Source organism: Methylococcus geothermalis, assembly GCF_012769535.1.
GTDB classification, from domain to species: domain Bacteria; phylum Pseudomonadota; class Gammaproteobacteria; order Methylococcales; family Methylococcaceae; genus Methylococcus; species Methylococcus geothermalis.
Genome location: NZ_CP046565.1, coordinates 2,019,919 through 2,037,142 on the forward strand (window position 1 = coordinate 2,019,919; position 17,224 = coordinate 2,037,142).

Genomic DNA, 17,224 nt, shown 5'->3' on the forward strand with positions numbered 1-17,224 from the left:
CTGCAACGAAAGGGACATCCGCCACGCTGCGAAGCGGACGGGGTGGACGCCTTCGGGGTTGATATGCTTGGCAAGGGCCGTAACGGGCACTCATATAACTGATTGATCTAACAAACCATGATGGAGACAAAGAGATGGGCGGTGGTGGCGGGGCTTTGACCCCTCAGATTACGGCGCAGGAGCTGGAGTACGCGAACGTGCTGCAGAATGTGCTCCAGTCGTCGAACGCGCTGACGGCGCCGGTGGAGAAGTTCGCGGTCCGCAACATGAAGGCGATGAACACGCCTCTGGCCTACGATGCGGCGGGCGGCCTGGGGCTGAGTTCGGCCTTGCAGCAGTGGGACCCGCTGCGGCAGCAGGCGATGTACCAGACGATGGCCAGCGGTGCGGCGCCGGGCAGCGGGCGGTTCCTGGCCACCGAGACGCAGTTGGACCAGGCCAACGCGCAGGCGCGGGCGCAGGGATCGATGCAGGGGCGCATGGGCAATCTGGATGCGCGTCTCGGGCTGATGAACGCGGCCATAGGCGCCGGGCGGCAGCGGCTGGGATCGGCGGTGGATACGTTCTCCAACCTTTCCAGGAAGTCCAGCGATTGGGAGAGAAACCGGGCATCGCTGGCGAGCGAGATGGAGGCGGACAACGCCAAGGGCATCGGCAAGATGGCCGGCATGGTGGGCGGCGCGGCGCTGGGGCTCATGACCGGAGGGGCTGGCTTCGCTCTGACGGGCGCGGCCTTGGGCGGTAGCCTGGGTTCGGGGCTGGCCAGCGGGATGAGGTGATCTCGCGGTACTCGCCCCGCGAGTGGCGTCTGGAGATGGCGGGCGCCGGCATGCAGCCGGCGTCCTGCCCAGGTGCTCGCAGTACGTGCCCCGCGAGTGGCGGTTGTTCGACTTGCGGATGTCCCAACCAGGAGATACAACGATGTGTCTCGCAGTACTCGCCCCGCGAGTGGCGTCTGGAGATGGCGGGCGCCGGCATGCAGCCGGCGTCCTGCCCAGGTGCTCGCAGTACGTGCCCCGCGAGTGGCGGTTGTTCGACTTGCGGATGTCCCAACCAGGAGATACAACGATGTGTCTCGCAGTACTCGCCCCGCGAGTGGCGTGACCTTATTGTAACCATTCTCCGCCGGGTTGTGCTACACTTTCAAACGTCCCCGGACGCTTCCGGGGCCGGGCGTCGAAACCCGGTGTACTACGGGCGCACCATGCGCCAGTCGACGGCGCTTTTTTGTGTCCGTCGATACTCTACGGCGGGCGGTGCGGGGCACGGTCCGTCCGTGGCCGGTTTCCCGTAGGCCGGTTTTCGACTCCCGCATCGTCCGTCACCCTTGCAGCGTCGAAACTGCTGGTGACGGTTCCCAATGTCAACTACGGAGCCAACACCATGACACCCCTTACCACGGGCGCACCACGCCCGATCATTATTTCCCTGTCCGATGCGCATCGTCTCGACGGCGATGTATGCCGGCTGGCCGACGAGCTGGAACACCTCGCGCTGATTTGCGATGACTGGGTAAACCAGTTCCCCAAGGCCAAGGCGTTGCGGGAAGTCGCCCGCTGCATCCGGGCCGCCAGCCGGGCGATGGTTATGGCCAAGAACCCGGCCCGGCAAGCCTGGATCGAGGCGCACGCGGCGGAAGGTTCGGCCACGCTCACCGGACAGGAGGGCGGCCATGACGCATAAAACACACCCATCACTGCTCGGCTGCGGTTACCACCCCGTGTCCGGCCTGCCGCTGATACCGCGCCATCTGGCGAAACAGCTCAACCCCATCATCGGCTCTTACCCGCATGACACCCTAGCGAACGCCAGTGCGCTGGCGGCGTGGCTGGTCGAGGCGCTGTCCAGCACGCACGGCGAGGGGCTGGAAGGCGCGGACTATGCCTATCTGCTGGGCCGGGCCGTCAAGGCGGCGCTTGACTTCGAGATGGAGGCGCCATTGCGCCAGGAGGAGCCCAGCCATGATTGAGCAAATCAAAACAACGCTGGCGGCGCTGGGCATGGCCGACGTGATTTTTTCCCTTGCAGACATGCTGGCCGGGTGGCTGGCGGGAGGTGGGTTATGAGAGACGCGAACGCGGTTGAGCGGATGAACGGGGCGCTGCAAACGGCAGGCATGGCGGCCCGATCGGTGGCGGCGGGTCTGGTGCTGCTCCGCATGAACCGGAGCGAAGACCCCGGTCTTACCGATGATGAATACGAGGCATTCTGCTGGGGGCTGGAGCAATCGGTGATGGAAGTAGCCGAGGTGCTGGACATGGCCATGCACATGCTACGCACCCAGACCGAGGAGACGGCGCATGACCCGGCGCAACGATAGGCCGGTGGCGGTGGGAAACCTCGCGCTGCGGGTGGCCGAGATGGCGGCGCGGGCGCGGGAGGCGCCGAGGCCTTCGGCTTCGCCGGTGGCGGCTTCGGCTTCACCCGTGCCGCCGAGGCCTTCGGCTTCTTCGGTGGCGCAGTGTGGCCGGGTGACGCTGGGGGTGAACCTGTTGCAGGGCGCCAGCGTGCAGCCTGAGCCGGTCCGCTGGCTGTGGCCGGGCTGGCTGGCGAAAGGCAAGCTGCACGTCATCGCCGGGCAGCCCGGCACGGGCAAGACCAGTCTGGCGCTTTCCCTGGCGGCGACGCTGACGGCGGGCGGACGCTGGCCGGACGGCACGCCGGCGGCGCCGGGCAACGTGCTGATCTGGTCCGGCGAGGACGACGTGAGGGATACCCTGATGCCGCGCCTTCTATCCTGCGGGGCGGATCCGAAACGCTGCTTCTTCATCACCGACGTGCAGGCCGAAGACGGGCGGCGTCCGTTCGATCCCTCCCGCGACATGCCCGCCCTGCTGCGTGCGGCGCGGGAGGTTGGCGAGGTGCGGTTGCTGCTGGTCGACCCCATCGTGTCGGCGGTGGCGGCGGACAGCCACAAAAACGCCGAGGTGCGGCGCGGGCTGGCCCCGCTGGTGACGCTGGCCGAGCGGCTGGATTGCGCCTTGCTGGGCATCTCGCACTTCTCCAAGGGCTCGGCGGGCCGTGATCCGCTGGAGCGGGTGACCGGCTCGCTGGCGTTCGGGGCGCTGGCCCGGATCGTGTTCGCGGCCTTCAAGCGCTCGGAGGAGGACGGCGGCGGCCGCTGCCTGGCGCGGGTGAAGTCGAACCTTGGGCCGGACGAGGGCGGCTTTATCTACGAGCTGGTCCTCGATGCGCTGGCCGATCACCCAGGCGTGACGGCGACCCGAGTCGACTGGGGCACGGCGGTAGCCGGTTCGGCAAGGGCGCTGCTGGCGCGGGCGGAGGCTTCGTGTGATCCGGAAGCCATGTCGGCCTTGGACGAAGCCTGCGCGTTTCTTCAGGAGTTGTTGGCGGCGGGGCCTGTTTCGGCCACGGAAGTTCAGCGGCAGGCGCTGGAAGCTGGAATGGCCTGGCGGACAGTGCGACGGGCACAAAATCGGCTAGGGATCACGCCCCGCCGGGTCGGCTTCGGAAAGGACTCCACCTCCTTTTGGGGTCTTCCGTAGCCCCATAGTTGGCCAAGAACTCCATACTTGTCCATCAAAATGGATGGACAAGTATGGTATGGATGGACAAGTATGAATCCTCCTACCTCCTCGCAGTACTCGCCCCGCGAGTGGCGTACTCTCGCCGAAGTCCTTCGCCGACATCCAGGCCTTCCTCGCAGTACCCGCCCTGCGAGTGGCGTGATTTCATTTTACCGATAAGGCGCCACACCTCAAACCTTCCAATCATCCGGCGGTGGCCGTGACGTGATGCGGGCCGGCGCTGGGCTGGACCTCCAGCCTTGGCCGATCACCCGGCGGTGGGCTGGTTCTCGAGGCCTCGCCTTGGCCGATCACCCGGCGGTGGGCTGGTTCTCGAGGCCTTGCCGAACCTCGAGGCCTTGCCGGTCCTCGAGGCCTCGCCTTGGCCGATCACCCGGCGGTGGGCCGAACCTCGAGGCCTTGCCTGATCCGAAGGCCTCGCCGGTTCCTGATCCGGAGGCCGTGCCTTGGCCGGTCACCAGGCGGTGGGCTGGTTCTCGAGGCCTTCTCCGATCCTTTCCCGAGTCTATCATTTTGTATACACATGATAGACGTGATAGACCGGCCTGGAAGCCGCATTTCACCGTCGATCAAAAGTTTATTTTTCGACTTTTGATAGACAGATGGAAACGCTTTTAAGACTTATGATAGACTTCTGATCGTGTTCCATTCGTCATTTTTGGGAGGTCGTCATCATGAAACACCAGGTCGTGGGTTACATCCGGGTAAGTTCGGTCGGACAGAACACGGACCGGCAATTGGCGGGCGTGGCGCTGGATCGGGTCTTTGAGGAAAAGGCGAGCGCGAAGACGGTCACGGCCCGGCCCGTGCTGGCGGAATGCCTGGCCTACGTGCGGGCCGGGGATACGCTGGTCTGTCATTCACTGGACCGGCTGGCGCGGAACACGGCGGAGCTGTTGGGCTTGGTCCGGGAGATCACGGGCAAGGGCGTGACGGTCCGGTTTCTGAAGGAGAACCTCACCTTTTCAGGGTCCGACGATGACCCGTTCAAGAACCTGATGCTGAGCATGCTAGCCGCGTTCGGGCAGTTCGAGCGGGAGCTGATCAACGAGCGGCGGCGCGAAGGCGTGGCGGCGGCACGGGCGCGGGGTCGGAAGTTCGGGGCGCCGGCCAAGCTGACCCCGGAGCTGTGCGCGAAGATCGACGCGCTTTTGGCGTCCGGGGCCAGCAAGCGGACGACGGCAAGGGCGGTTGGGATTGGGGAGGCTACGCTGTACCGCTACTTGGGAGATAGGAGCGCTTCTGGTGTTTGATGGTGTTTATGATGGTATTCGATGAATGCGCCGAGCGTAAAAGTTCAAGTAAATCATTGGTGTAGATGAGCTGTTAAGTGTCTGCACCGCCCACCAATCAGATCAAATAGTTATCCTCTATTTCAACCCATCCGGCACAGTTTGATGTGCCTGGATTGAGTGGGGTTGCGTTCCAGTGGGGGATCCTCCTGACAGTTTTCCGCGCTAGAATTAGCAAAGGCTTTCACCGATGGCGAAAAGATCGCGCTGCGGCATGGGCGCGCGAAGGAGAGGCCAAAGCAGCAGTAGCGCGTCTTGCCGGCAGGCCCGTGTGGCTCAGGGTGATATCGTGGAGACTGTAGAACCGTTACGATTGGCCCTCTGTGATTAGTCGCTCGACCGCCGTCTCCCAAAGAGTTGCGAATGCCGTCCGAGAAACCCCGATTTCCCGAGCCAGGCCCCAACCGGCCGAGGCTGCAATCCGGTACCGATTCTCCGGTTGAAGAGATGCAGGCGCCGCGTAAGCGGCGCTCCAAGAAAACAGCGCATCCGCCGCGTTGTTTCACCGAGCCGAAGTTCAAACTAACCCTGCGTCTGCTTTATGGTACCGAAATCGCCTTCGGCCCCGGCAAGGCGGAGTTGCTGGAGGCGATCGAACAGACGGGGTCGATTTCGGCTGCGGGGCGCAGCATGGACATGAGCTACCGGCGCGCTTGGCTGCTGGTCGACACCATGAACCGTTCCTTCCGGGAACCGGTGGTGGATGCCTCCCGCGGCGGGCGGCACGGTGGAGGCGCCCACCTGACGCCTTTCGGCAAGGAGGTGCTGGAGCGCTATCGCGAGGTCCAGGGCGCGCTCCAGCAGGTCGCCGATACCTATCTGCGGCTGTTTCGTCCTTGCATGGCCACGACGCCGCCGATCGGCGAATCCACGGAGGTTCCCACTCCGGATTCCTGACGGCGGCGGGATGTCGGCTCAGGGTTCCACCACCACCGATAGGACGTCGCACACGAGGGGCGACTGTGCGGTCGGTTTGACGCATATCCGGAGAGCGCCCTGGCTGGTGATCTGCTTCCGGGTCGGCTTCCAGTTGAAACTCCGTTTCTTGACTGCCGCGGTTCCGATCGTCTTGAAATTCGCCCCGTCCTTGGCGAATTGGATCTTCACTTGGCGGCTGCCTTTGATGGTGCCGGGATCCCAGCCGATCTGCTGCTTGACCTTGACCTTCCATTGACTGGGGGCTGCCAGCGTAATGAGCTTCGCTGCGCTGACTTCCACCTGGGTAGCCGCGGTCGAGAAGGCGGCACCGTCACTCACGGTGAGTTCGAATCCGTAGATACCTTCCTGGGATGGCGTGAAGCTGGCCTTGGCCGTCGTATCCCCGGCCAGGGCAACCGCGACCGGGCCGGATACCTGGGTCCATTGGTATGCCAAGGGCGAGGGACCTTGATCGGGATCGCTACTGGCAGTCCCGTCGAGAGTCACGAGGTTTCCCACGACCGCTGTTTGGGGCGCTCCCGCATGGGCAACCGGAGGCTGATTGACTGCGCCTACCGCCACGGTCACGGCAGCCGTGGCCGACGCTTCACCATCGCCCACGGTGAGCCGGAAGCCGTAGGTGCCGGCCTTTGCGGCGGTGAAACTCGGTTTGGCCGTGGTGTCTCCGCTCAAGGCCGCGAACGGCCCGGCGGTCTGGCTCCAGGCGTAGGACAGGGGATCGGGGCCGTTGTCGGGATCATGGCTGGCGCTGCCGTCCAGCGTCACTACGGTTCCCTGGTCGACTGTCCGGGTGCTGCCGGCATCCGCGACCGGCGGCTGGTTGGCGCTGGCCTGGGCGGAAAAGTTCAGCTTGCCATCGCCACCCAAGGTCCAGGCGCCGAGCGCCCGGACGATGCCGCCGGCCGAATCTCCCGTCGAGTTGCTGACGAAATAGAACGGCAAGGGCTGGCCGATCTGGCCGACGCTGCTGCCGCCCAACTCCCCATTGAGACTCGGCCCCCAGTGGTCGCCGTCGAAGTAGCCGCCATCCCCGACGCCGAATACGCCGCTGGAACCGGTGAGATAGCTGGCGTAAATCAGCATGCGCTGTCTCACCGCATCTACCGCCACCAAGCTGTGGCCGAAGATTCCCCGTCCCTCGGCAGAGGTCAGGAGGTATCCCCAACTGGCGATGTTGCTTTGGTCCGGCTTGAGCGCGTGGAACGCCGCGACGTTGTATACGAGGTTGGGTTTGCCTAGAAAAGCAGCAAAACTCCCATCCGATGCCAGGTCGGCGCTGGCGGACGGATGTTGAAGAAATGAGTCCATCGTCGTGCCCAGGTCCCGGTAATAGGACTTGCGACTATCCGGATCGAACACCGCGATGAACAGGGAGGAAGGCGCGCCATTGCCGCCGTTGCTGGTGAGTGCAAAGGCATGGCCGGCCCCGAAGGCAAGCAGCCAGAGGCCTAGGGTGATGAATCTGGTCATGATGGCTATCCCGCGTGAGTTGCCCATTGGCCGTTCAGAGGTTTGGGGTCTGCCCTTCGGCAACCTGGGGATAGGTGCAGTTGTCCAGGCTGCCCGTGGGGGCGTGGGTGTAGGCGGTGACCGGATTGTTCGGATCGAAGGGATGCGTCACCGAATAGCCTTGCGCTGCCACGGCGATGAACGATCCCCTGCCCCAGGGTTGGGCGATGGCGGTATTCAACTGGCCGAACATGCTCGGCGTCGTGGCGTCTGTGGCGATCTTTTGGATCAGGGTCAGGGTATCGCCGGTGGGAGCGGGGGCGCTTCGCCGCCAGACATACGCCGCTTCCGAGAAATACTGGTAGTGGCCCGCGGCGACTTCCTCCACCGTCGGGGCTGCCCCGTCGATCTTGATGTAGCGGTAGCCGAGGGCCAGATTGCCGTTGCGTTCGGTGGTCAGCATGCCGATGGCCCAGGCCTTGGCGGCATTGGGATTATAGGTGCCGTTGTTGGTGCCGTCATTGAAGTCCGCCAGGCAATATTCCTCCATGGTGACCTGGGTGGGGGCCACGACCACGGGGCCGGCGACCGGATTGCTGACTTCCACCGGCACTGAACCGGTTGCGGCGCAGGGGGTGTTGAGGAAATAAGCGTTGATGGCCGCCTGGGTGCTGGCGCCTTTGTTGCGGCGGCAGATATGGACCAAAGGCGTGCTGAAGGACCCGCTGTTGAAGTCCGTCAGCGCCTTGGAGGTCGCGCTGGATGAGCCGGAAGCGGTAAATTCAACCTTCACGTCGCTCCATTTCCCGATATGGCCTGCAAACAGGCTGGTCAGGAAGCCCTTGCTCAGTGACGGCATGCAGCTTTCCGTTTCCCGCAGGCTGGCGTCGGTCAGGCACTGCGGGTCGAGTTTGCCTTGCGCCACCTGAGCTTCCTGCAGAGCGTCACGGAGATTCTTGCTGACCGGGGTGTTTTGCAGTACCGCTCCGGCATTCTTGACGGTCAGGGTCGCGGCGACTTCTGCCGGCGTGGGCTGGTTGAACGAAGTGTCGTCGATCTTTGCGTTGAAATTGATGTCGCGGAAAATCTGCGGGTCGATGTCCGAAACCCCCATGTCGGGCAGGGCCTTGAACACGTCTCCCGGACGGTCGGTACGGCAGGTCCAGCTTTGCGAGCCGGCCGATGTGCACTGGGCTTCACCCCCCGGCGAGTTGTTGATACCCATGAAATTGATGGTCTTGTCGGGCTCCAGTAACGGATAGATGCCGGTGATGGCGCCGCTGCGGTTGCGTTTTAGCAGCAGCAGCTTGGGATCCTTGAGATTGAGCCCGGGGACTTTGCTGGAATCGATCTGACAGAAGAATGCCTTGTAGTAAGTGCCCTTGCCGGTGGCGTCGGCGTCTTTGTAGGTGTCGAGGGTTCCCGATTTGCAAAGGTCGTCCAGCACCTTTTTGAAGTTGTTGTCCTGAATGGTCGATCCCGCGATGCGAAGGGTGATGTCCGGCGTGTCGCTGGGCTGAAGGGCCGGCGCAGCGCCGCTGAAAATGCATAGGCCGCCGGACATCAGGGCGGCATCGATCACGCGAAGCTTCATCTCTCGTCTCCGTTGGAGTTGTTCAGGTTAACGGTCCGCCGAGCCAAGGCTCTTCCCCGCCCGGGTCATCCTCGAGGGAGGAACGGGTTCGAGTCAGCATGCGAGGGCGTGGTTTCGTTATAGCTAACTGGACATAACGATGTCAAATGCGGAGAACGCGCTCCGCAACGGCGAAACGCCTCACTTTCGGGGCAGCGGAGCCTGTCGATTGATGTGGGCGTCCTGTCCTGCCGCGGGGCTTGAAGCCGGCTGAAGGGCGGAACGCCGCCTGGACTGGCCGGTTTAACGCGGAGCTGAGGGGCCCCGCCGGTTCTGCGGTGACTGAGCCAGTTTCGTCCCGATGTCCGGAGAGTGTTAACGTTTGTGAAATATAATGATTGCATTATCGCTCTGCCGCGACCGCCAACAGGTGGGTGGCGGTTCGAAAGGACGAGGCATTGCGAAAATCCCTGAGGACTGAGTACCTAATAGGCGATCTGAAAGCGGGTGAACCAGGCTTGTTCTTGTCGCCGGTTCTCGTCCTTGGTTCCGCCACCGCCCGTGAACCAGGTGTTGCTGTAGTCGGTCTGTACCTTCATGAACGGGTTGAGATACCAGTTGAGGGCCGCGGTAAAAGTGTTGGCGCCGGAGACTGAGGTGAGAGGGTTGGCAAGCGTTGCGTTTTTGCCATTCGCGCCTTTGAACGGTTCGAAAGCGTGAGCGTCCAGCGTGAGGCCGGTCCAGCGGCCGGCGAGCACGAAGGCGCCCCAGTTGCCGGCGAGCGGATCGAAGTTGTTTTGAGGCTTGATCCCGAAGAAGCCGTCCCGCTCGCCGGTGAGCACATAGCTGGCCTCCAGGTTCCAGGCTCGGTTGTTCATGCTGGTCTCGTAACTCGTGGACTTGTTGCCGGAAGTGCTGGTGGCCAGCACCGCGTGGTTGGTCCACAGGTATTCTCCCAGCAGGCCGAACGGTCCGTAGTACCAGTAGGCCTGAGGGTAGTAGCGGTAGGCGTTGCCGTTGGCGAGGACCGAAGAGGTATTGGTGCCGCTGCCGCCGTAGTTGAAGATGGTTTGCTGGCCGACGCTGATCAGCTTGTTGAGCGTCTGGTTGATCGGGTTGCCCCAAGTGCCGGCAACGCCGATCCCTAAGCCCTCCAGGGGTTCGATGCCGCTCTTGAGGAAGGGATGGGAGAAGACGCGGGCGGCGAGGTCCTTTTCCTGGTCGACTTCCACGTCGCTTTGGCCGACCGGCGTGTTGTCGCCGGTACCGTTGAACCAGCCGAACTCGTAGGAAATCCAGTCCCGGAACACCGGCTGGATCGAGTATTGCGGCTTGTAGCCAGGATAACCGATCTGACCGTGCAGCATGGCGCCGACGTCGCGGTTGGGCGCGATCTGGGCCGGGTAGCCGCGCTCCACGAAATCCAGGTTGGTCGCGGTCTTGTAGCGCTCCAGGCTCATGGGCACGCGCATCTTTCCCACCTGCAGGGCGGCTTCGGGGATGTAATGGGCGTCGATGAAGGCGTCGAACAACTGCACTTGGCTATTGGCGAAGTCCGGAGATACCCGCCAGTCGGCCCATTTGAATAACTGGCCCTCCAGAGTCAGGCGGGCGCGCCGAATCAGCGCCGAGTCGGTGAGATTCGAGCCCGGATTCTTGGTCTTGGTGGAGCCGTCGAAGAAGGTGCGGAAGTCGGCCTGCAGGTAGCCGCGCAGGGCGAGTTTGTAGTTGCCGTCGGCGGAAGACCAGGCGATGCCGCGGTCGCCTATCTCCGTGAGGGTGCTCTTCTTGGCTTTCTCCTCCGCGGCCACTTTCTGGGCTTCGGTGGTTTTTTCCAAGGTGGTGAGCCGCTCATGCAGCTCGGTGACCTTGTTGGGATCGAAGCCTTCGGTGGGCCATTGCTGGAAACTGCCGACCCAGCTTTCCAATTCCTTGACGGCTCCGGCCTGGGCGGCCTTTTCGGCCTGGCCATTTTGTGCTTTGGCCGGTTTGGATGCCGCCGCTGCGGTTGCGGCGACCACTTTCTGGGTCGCGGCCAGCTGCTGTTTCAGATCGGCGTTTTCCTGCTCGGATTTTTCCAGCTTGCTTTCCAACTGAAGCATGCGCTGTTCCATGGCCTGCATACGCTCCTCCATGGTCATCGAGAATGTCTCTGGCGCATTCAACAGCACCGGACCGGCTGCGATCATCAGAGGGGGCAATTTTCGCAATCTCATGACAAGGTTCTCCGTTGTCGGGTGTGGCAGAATATCGTGAAAAATATAACGCAGGACGACGCGACAACCGCCGGGTTGCGGCATGATGGCGAGAAGTCATCGCGGTTATGATGCAAAGGGATACCCGATGCAGCCCGCTCGTGTCCGATCAATGGATCATTTACAATTCGTGTGGTTAATCGGTACTCGCCGGTACTTTATGCTGTCTTGCAACGGCTCGCAGACCGATCTTCCGATATATTTTACTGAACCTATCGATTGGGCCATCGACCGGACTTGACGGAAGGGCGCGCCGGCTTGCCCTCGCTAGCTGATTTGGAGACATCTGATGAATGCCCTGAAATTTCTTGGTTTGTTTGCCTATGCGCTGATTTCCGGACTTGCCTTTGGCGCGGAAGTGAAGGTGGCGGTGGCTGCGAACTTCACCGGCCCCATGGAAAAGATCGCTTCGGCATTCGGGCGGGAGACCGGCCATAAGGCCACTCTCGCTTATGGGACGGTCGGCAAGTTTTACTCGCAGATCAAGAACGGCGCACCTTTCGAAGTGCTGATTTCCTCCGATGCCGAAACACCCGCTCGTCTGGAGGCGGAGGGTCTAGCCATTCCCGGAAGCCGTTTTCCCTATGCCGTCGGCAGGCTCGTGCTGTGGAGCGCCAAGGCCGGCGTCGTCGACGACAAGGGGGAGGTGCTCAAACGCGGGGCGTTTCGGCATCTGGCGCTGGCGAACCCGAAGATGGCCGTCTACGGCGCGGCGGCGATGGATGTCATGAACAAGCTGGGTGTGGCGTCGGCGCTCGAACCGAAGTTCGTTCTGGGAGAGAGTGTCACTCAAGCCTACCAGTTTACCGCCAGCGGCAACGCGGACCTTGGCTTCGTCGCTTTGTCCCAGATTTATCAGGACGGCCGTTTCGCGCCGGGCTCGCATTGGCTGATTCCGGCCGAGCTTTATCCGCGGCTCAGGCAGGAGGCGGTGCAGCTCGTCAAAGGCAAGGACAACGAAGCCGCTGCAGCGCTGTTAGCCTTTTTGAAGAGCGACGCGGCCAAGGAGATCATTCGCACATACGGTTACGAACTTTGATCCTGAATCCAAAATAAGGAAAAAATACAATGAATTTCATCAAATCACTGCTGGCCGCATGCTTCCTGCTTTCGGCAAGCGCCGCCCATGCCGGGAAGATCACCGTCGCCGCCGCGGCCGATCTCAAATTCGCAATGGATGAGATCGTCGCCACGTTCAAGAAATCCCATGCCGGCGAGGAGGTGGAGGTGATCTATGGCTCCTCCGGCAAATTCCACACCCAGATTCAGGAACGGGCGCCCTACGACCTCTATTTTTCCGCCGACATCGGTTTCCCCCATGAACTGGTGAAAAAAGGCCTGGCCGCCTCGGAAGTCAAACCTTACGCTTTCGGCCGCATCGTGCTGTGGAGTGCGACCGTCGATGCCGCCAAGATGAATCTGGACAATCTTGCCGATCCCAAGATCACCCGCATCGCCATCGCCAACCCCAAGCATGCGCCTTACGGCAAGCGCGCCGAGGAGGCATTGCGCGCCGCGGGCGTGTGGGACAAGGTGGAACCGAAGCTGGTGTACGGCGAGAATATCGCGGCCACGGCGCAGTTCGTACAGACCGGTAACGCCCAGATCGGCGTCATCGCACTGTCTCTGGCGCTGAATCCGGAGCTGGCGAGCAAGGGAGGCTACTGGCTGATCCCGGATTCCCTGCACGAGCCTCTCGAACAGGGTTTCATCATCACCAAGCGGGCGGAGAGCAATCCGTTGGCCAAACGTTTCGCCGACTACATGGGCAGCAAGCCCGCTCGCGCCGTGATGACGCGGTACGGTTTCGTACTGCCGGGCGAGAAGTTGAAAAAATAGCAGGGTCGCCAGGATGCTGCTGTCCGACAGCGATCTTCAGGCGATCTGGCTCACCGTCAGGCTGGCGAGCATCGTCACCGTGATCCTGCTCCTCGTCGGGACGCCCATCGCCTGGTGGCTGGCACGTACACGATCGAAATGGAAAGGGCCGATCGGCGCCGTGGTGGCTTTGCCCCTGGTGCTGCCGCCATCGGTGCTGGGATTCTACCTCCTGCTTGCCATGGGGCCTTACGGGCCGGTAGGTTACCTGACGAGCGAGCTGGGCATCGGCCCGCTGCCGTTCACGTTCCGGGGACTGGTGCTGGCCTCGGTGTTCTATTCATTGCCTTTCATGGTGCAGCCGGTGCAGAACGCCTTCGAGGCGATCGGCGACCGGCCGCTGGAAGTGGCTGCGACGCTGCGCGCCACGCCGCTGGATGCGTTCTTCAGCGTGGCTCTGCCGTTGGCGCTGCCGGGTTTCCTCACCGCCGGCATTTTGACGTTCGCGCATACCGTGGGGGAATTCGGCGTCGTGCTTATGATAGGCGGCAACATACCGGGCGTGACGCGGGTGGCCTCGGTCCAGATTTACGACCATGTGGAAGCGTTGGAGTACGCCCAGGCCCATCGGCTGGCGGCGGTGATGCTGGTGTTTTCGTTTCTGGTTCTGCTGGGGCTCTATGCCTGGCGGCCCAGCCCCAAGAAGGCGTGAGATGGGGGAGATTCGCGCCCGTTTCCAGGTCGACTGGCCGGGTTTCCGGCTCGACGTCGACCTGGCCCTGCCCGGACGGGGAGTGATGGCCTTGTTCGGCCCTTCCGGTTCCGGAAAGACCACGCTCCTGCGCTGCATCGCGGGACTCGAACGCGCCTCCCCAGGCCACCTTGCGTTCAACGGCGAAGTCTGGCAGGACGAAAATACCTGGGTTCCCACCCACAGGCGGCCGCTGGGCTACGTTTTTCAGGAGGCCAGCCTGTTTCCCCATCTGACGGTCCTCGGCAATCTGCGCTTCGGTATGAAACGGGTGTCCGGGCAGCAGAGGGTGCGCCTGGATCAGGCCGTGGAGCTCTTGGGGATCGGGCATCTCCTCGACCGCAAGCCGGACCGGCTGTCCGGCGGAGAGCGTCAGCGTGTCGCCATCGCCCGTGCGCTCGCCGTAGGTCCGCGCATCCTGCTCATGGACGAGCCGCTTGCCGCACTCGATCTCAAGCGCAAGCAGGAAATCCTGCCCTATCTGGAACGCCTGCATGACGAGCTGGACATTCCGGTAATGTACGTGAGTCATTCTCCCGATGAGGTGGCCCGGCTGGCGGATCACCTCGTTGCGATGGAGGAGGGGCGGGTGATCGCCGCCGGTCCGCTGAAAGAAACCCTCGCGCGGCTCGATCTGCCCATTCGGCTCGGCGAGGATGCCGGGGCCGTGCTGGATGCCGTGGTGGGGGAGAGGGACGAGTCCTGGCATCTGGCGCGCGTTGATTTTCCAGGGGGGAGTTTATGGACCAGGGATCGGGGTATTCCGGTGGGGCGCAAGATCAGGGTGCGGGTGCTGGCCCGCGATGTCAGCCTGGCCCGGCAGCGGCAGGAGGAAACCAGTGTGCTCAACCTGCTGCGGGGACGGGTGGATGCGATCGAGGACGAGGACCATCCGGGCTTGGCGCTGGTGCGGGTTCGGGTGGGAGCATCGCCTTTGCTTGCCCGGTTGACGAAGCGTTCCGCCTCGGCGCTCGGCATCGTCCGAGGATTGGAGGTATGGGTTCAGGTGAAGTCCGTCGCCTTGATGGAATGAGCCGGGGCGGTACGGGGCGAGCCGCATCCGAGAGACTGCGGCATCGTTCCTGCCCGCTGTGACGGAGGTTGCCGCCACTTCCGTGATACTACATGTTCTGGCGGCTAACGAAGCAAAGGAGTCGAGTCATGAAAACGAGTGCACGTAATCAGTATTTCGGCAGGATCACCTCCGTCAATGTCGGCGCGGTCAACGCGGAAGTGGCCGTGGGACTTAAGGGAGGGCAGAGCATCGTTGCGGCGATCACCAAGGAATCGGTGGAGAAGCTCGGCGTCAAAGTCGGCGGCGACGCCGTGGCGCTGGTCAAGGCGCCTCAGGTCATCGTCGTCACGGACACTGCCGGCTACCGCCTGTCCGCGCGCAACCAGCTGAGCGGCAAGGTGAGCCGTATCCACAAGGGGGCGGTGAATTCGGATGTCATCATCGATCTGGGCGGCGGCGAGACCGTGGCCGCGACGATCACCAACGACAGCCTCGAAGCGCTTGGGCTGGCGGAAGGCCAGGCCGCCACGGCGGTATTCAAGGCCGGGTCGGTCATTCTCGGCGTGGCTGGCTGAGTCCCATCGTCCGCCCGGCCGCATGCCCGAGCCGGAGCGAACTTCCCAATCCAATGTAGCCTGGGCTGAGGCACGAAGCCCAGGAGCATCAGAATATGCTTTCCCAATCCTGTGAAGTCCGTTCGCCGTTCGCCGTCTTCGGCAGCGGTGCCGCCATCGGAATCCTGGGCGGGCTGATCGGCCTCGGCGGAGCGGAGTTCCGGCTTCCTTTGCTGATCGGTCTTTTCGGCTTCGGCGCGTTGGAGGCGGTCATCCTGAACAAGGCGATGAGCCTCATCGTGGTGGCTGCCGCCTTGCCGTTCCGCACCGGCAGCGTGCCGTTTTCGCACATCATGTCCCATTGGGACGTCGTTCTCACCCTGCTGTCGGGAAGCTTGGCCGGCGCCTGGTTTGGCGCCGGCAGGGCGACCCGGCTCCCATCCCGGACCTTGTATCGGGTGATCGCGGTGCTATTGGCAGGTATCGCCGCTGTCTTACTGGTGGGGCATGGCGTCGAGGGCGGGTTTTCCCCGTCGTTCGAAGGCTTGGCCTTGGCCTTTACCGGTGCGCTCGCCGGCGTCGGTATCGGGGTGGTCGCGGCAGTCTTGGGCGTCGCCGGGGGCGAACTGCTCATCCCCACCATCGTTCTGCTGTTCGGCCTGGATCTCAAGTTGGCGGGCAGCCTATCCCTCGCCGTGAGCCTGCCGACCATGGTGACGAGCTTCGCCCGCTACAGCCGGGACCGGAGCTTCGCGGTGATCGGCGCGCAGCGCCGCTTCATCGCCGTCATGGCGTTTGGCTCGCTCGCCGGGGTCTGGCTGGGCGGTCTGCTGCTCGGCGTGGTTCCTACGGCTTGGCTGCGGCCCGTGTTGGCGGCGATTTTGGCGATATCGGCCATCAAGGTCTGGCGCCACGGCTGAAGGCAACGGCAGATCGCCGCGACCGAGCCGTCTGCCGGTCTCGCGTCGACAGCCGCTCGGCTGGACGGGGGCGAGAATGGTTTCCCCTCACCCCCTCCCGGAAGGAGAGGGGCTCGAGGTCCGAGGGGACGCCCCGATCAGCGCAGGTTCTGCAGCGCGGCGATGCGTTCTTCCAGCGGCGGATGGCTCATGAACAGCCGGCTCAGGCCGCCGCCACCGCTGATGCCGAAGGCGGCGAGCTGGCCGGGCAGGTCATGCGGTTCCTGAGCCCGCTGGAGCGCCCGCAGGGCGTCGATCATCTTGTCGCGGCCGGCCAGGCTGGCACCGCCGGCATCGGCACGGAATTCGCGCCAGCGCGAGAACCACATCACGACCATGGTGGCCAGGATCGACAGTACGATCTGCGCGATCATCTGGGTGATGTAATAGGCCGGGCCGTAACCGCCGCGGTCGTCGTCGGAGCGGAACAGCACCCGATCGACCAGATGGCCGGCAATGGTGGCGAAGAAGTACACGAAGGTGTTGACCACGCCTTGCAAGAGACCCATGGTGACCATGTCGCCGTTGGCGACGTGGCTCATTTCATGGCCGAGCACGGCTTCGACTTCGTCCGGGTTCATGTTCTGCAACAGGCCGGTGCTGACCGCGACCAGCGAGCTGTTCTTGCTGGCGCCGGTGGCGAAGGCGTTCGGTTCCGGCGATTCGAAAATGCCGACTTCCGGCATGCCGAGCCCGAGCTGCCGGGCTTGGCGGGCGACGGTGTCGACCAACCAGCTCTCGGTGTTGTTGGACGGTCGTGCGATGACGAAGACGCCCATGGACTGCTTGGCCATCCACTTGGACATCAGCAGCGAGATGAAGGAACCGCTCATGCCTATGACGGCGGAGAACACCAGCAGGCTGTTGAGGTCGAGGTCGACGCCCTGCTGGGCCAGCAACTGGCCGAGACCGAGCACGTTGAAAACGATGCTGATCAGCACCAGCACGGCGGCGTTGGTCAGCAGGAACAAGAGGATGCGCATGGCGGCAATACCCGTGGTTGGTTTGAGTGCTACCATAATCTGCGGCGTCCGGGTGAAAAATCAAGCGCCGCCCGATTTTCCTTCGACG

Annotated in this window: 17 protein-coding genes; 13 read left to right on the forward strand and 4 right to left on the reverse strand. The window is 63.2% G+C overall.

The features are described from left to right. Positions 1 to 155 precede the first annotated feature (155 nt). The 7 genes from GNH96_RS09560 to GNH96_RS09590 all read left to right on the forward strand — a co-directional run bounded on the left by GNH96_RS09560 (position 156) and on the right by GNH96_RS09590 (position 5,737). Positions 156 to 779, forward strand: a complete 624-nt coding sequence (locus GNH96_RS09560; RefSeq protein ID WP_169603464.1) for a hypothetical protein — start codon at positions 156 to 158, stop codon at positions 777 to 779. 604 nt (positions 780 to 1,383) lie between these two features. Further along, entirely contained in the window at positions 1,384 to 1,683 is a 300-nt protein-coding gene (locus tag GNH96_RS09565; RefSeq protein WP_169603465.1) for a hypothetical protein, read from the forward strand. Continuing rightward, entirely contained in the window at positions 1,673 to 1,969 is a 297-nt protein-coding gene (locus GNH96_RS09570; protein ID WP_169603466.1) for a hypothetical protein, read from the forward strand. The genes GNH96_RS09565 and GNH96_RS09570 overlap by 11 nt, the downstream gene beginning before the upstream one ends. A 93-nt stretch (positions 1,970 to 2,062) precedes the next feature. Beyond that, positions 2,063 to 2,320: a hypothetical protein gene (locus tag GNH96_RS09575; RefSeq protein WP_169603467.1), complete on the forward strand. Its 258-nt coding sequence runs from the start codon at positions 2,063 to 2,065 to the stop codon at positions 2,318 to 2,320. Then, positions 2,301 to 3,506, forward strand: a complete 1,206-nt coding sequence (locus GNH96_RS09580) for an AAA family ATPase (protein ID WP_223163402.1) — start codon at positions 2,301 to 2,303, stop codon at positions 3,504 to 3,506. The genes GNH96_RS09575 and GNH96_RS09580 overlap by 20 nt, the downstream gene beginning before the upstream one ends. 716 nt (positions 3,507 to 4,222) lie before the next feature. Beyond that, a complete protein-coding gene (locus GNH96_RS09585) occupies positions 4,223 to 4,801 on the forward strand; it encodes a recombinase family protein (RefSeq protein WP_169603468.1) in 579 nt (192 codons plus the stop codon). A gap of 486 nt (positions 4,802 to 5,287) precedes the next feature. Continuing rightward, positions 5,288 to 5,737, forward strand: coding sequence for a winged helix-turn-helix domain-containing protein (locus tag GNH96_RS09590; protein ID WP_223163403.1), 450 nt, complete (start codon positions 5,288 to 5,290; stop codon positions 5,735 to 5,737). Positions 5,738 to 5,755: 18 nt separating this feature from the next. Here GNH96_RS09590 and GNH96_RS09595 read toward each other — a convergent pair whose 3' ends face one another. The 3 genes from GNH96_RS09595 to GNH96_RS09605 all read right to left on the reverse strand — a co-directional run bounded on the left by GNH96_RS09595 (position 5,756) and on the right by GNH96_RS09605 (position 11,017). Next, positions 5,756 to 7,249 carry a PKD domain-containing protein gene (locus GNH96_RS09595; protein WP_169603469.1) on the reverse strand — a complete coding sequence of 498 codons (1,494 nt, stop codon included), beginning with the start codon at positions 7,247 to 7,249 and terminating at the stop codon, positions 5,756 to 5,758. 34 nt (positions 7,250 to 7,283) lie between these two features. Next, entirely contained in the window at positions 7,284 to 8,822 is a 1,539-nt protein-coding gene (locus GNH96_RS09600) for a hypothetical protein (protein WP_169603470.1), read from the reverse strand. A 464-nt stretch (positions 8,823 to 9,286) separates the two neighbouring features. Beyond that, positions 9,287 to 11,017: an OprO/OprP family phosphate-selective porin gene (locus tag GNH96_RS09605; RefSeq protein WP_228719798.1), complete on the reverse strand. Its 1,731-nt coding sequence runs from the start codon at positions 11,015 to 11,017 to the stop codon at positions 9,287 to 9,289. A gap of 328 nt (positions 11,018 to 11,345) precedes the next feature. On the opposite strand from GNH96_RS09605, the gene modA (GNH96_RS09610) reads away from it, so the two are divergent. The 6 genes from modA (GNH96_RS09610) to GNH96_RS09635 all read left to right on the forward strand — a co-directional run bounded on the left by modA (GNH96_RS09610) (position 11,346) and on the right by GNH96_RS09635 (position 16,114). Next, a complete protein-coding gene (gene modA, locus GNH96_RS09610) occupies positions 11,346 to 12,095 on the forward strand; it encodes a molybdate ABC transporter substrate-binding protein (protein ID WP_169603471.1) in 750 nt (249 codons plus the stop codon). Between the two features lie 29 nt (positions 12,096 to 12,124). Next, positions 12,125 to 12,895 (forward strand): molybdate ABC transporter substrate-binding protein, encoded by a 771-nt coding sequence (gene modA / locus GNH96_RS09615; RefSeq protein ID WP_169603472.1) that lies wholly within the window; start codon positions 12,125 to 12,127, stop codon positions 12,893 to 12,895. 13 nt (positions 12,896 to 12,908) lie between these two features. Continuing rightward, on the forward strand, positions 12,909 to 13,586 hold the full coding sequence (modB, locus tag GNH96_RS09620) for a molybdate ABC transporter permease subunit (protein WP_169603473.1): 678 nt from the start codon (positions 12,909 to 12,911) through the stop codon (positions 13,584 to 13,586). A 1-nt stretch (position 13,587) separates the two neighbouring features. Continuing rightward, entirely contained in the window at positions 13,588 to 14,658 is a 1,071-nt protein-coding gene (modC, locus tag GNH96_RS09625; RefSeq protein WP_169603474.1) for a molybdenum ABC transporter ATP-binding protein, read from the forward strand. Positions 14,659 to 14,786: 128 nt separating this feature from the next. Continuing rightward, positions 14,787 to 15,215, forward strand: coding sequence for a TOBE domain-containing protein (locus tag GNH96_RS09630; protein ID WP_169603475.1), 429 nt, complete (start codon positions 14,787 to 14,789; stop codon positions 15,213 to 15,215). 95 nt (positions 15,216 to 15,310) lie between these two features. Then, entirely contained in the window at positions 15,311 to 16,114 is an 804-nt protein-coding gene (locus tag GNH96_RS09635) for a sulfite exporter TauE/SafE family protein (RefSeq protein WP_169603476.1), read from the forward strand. Between the two features lie 137 nt (positions 16,115 to 16,251). Here the strand turns inward: GNH96_RS09635 and htpX are convergent, their stop codons facing one another. Beyond that, positions 16,252 to 17,136 (reverse strand): protease HtpX, encoded by an 885-nt coding sequence (gene htpX / locus GNH96_RS09640; RefSeq protein WP_169604666.1) that lies wholly within the window; start codon positions 17,134 to 17,136, stop codon positions 16,252 to 16,254. Positions 17,137 to 17,224: the final 88 nt, after the last annotated feature.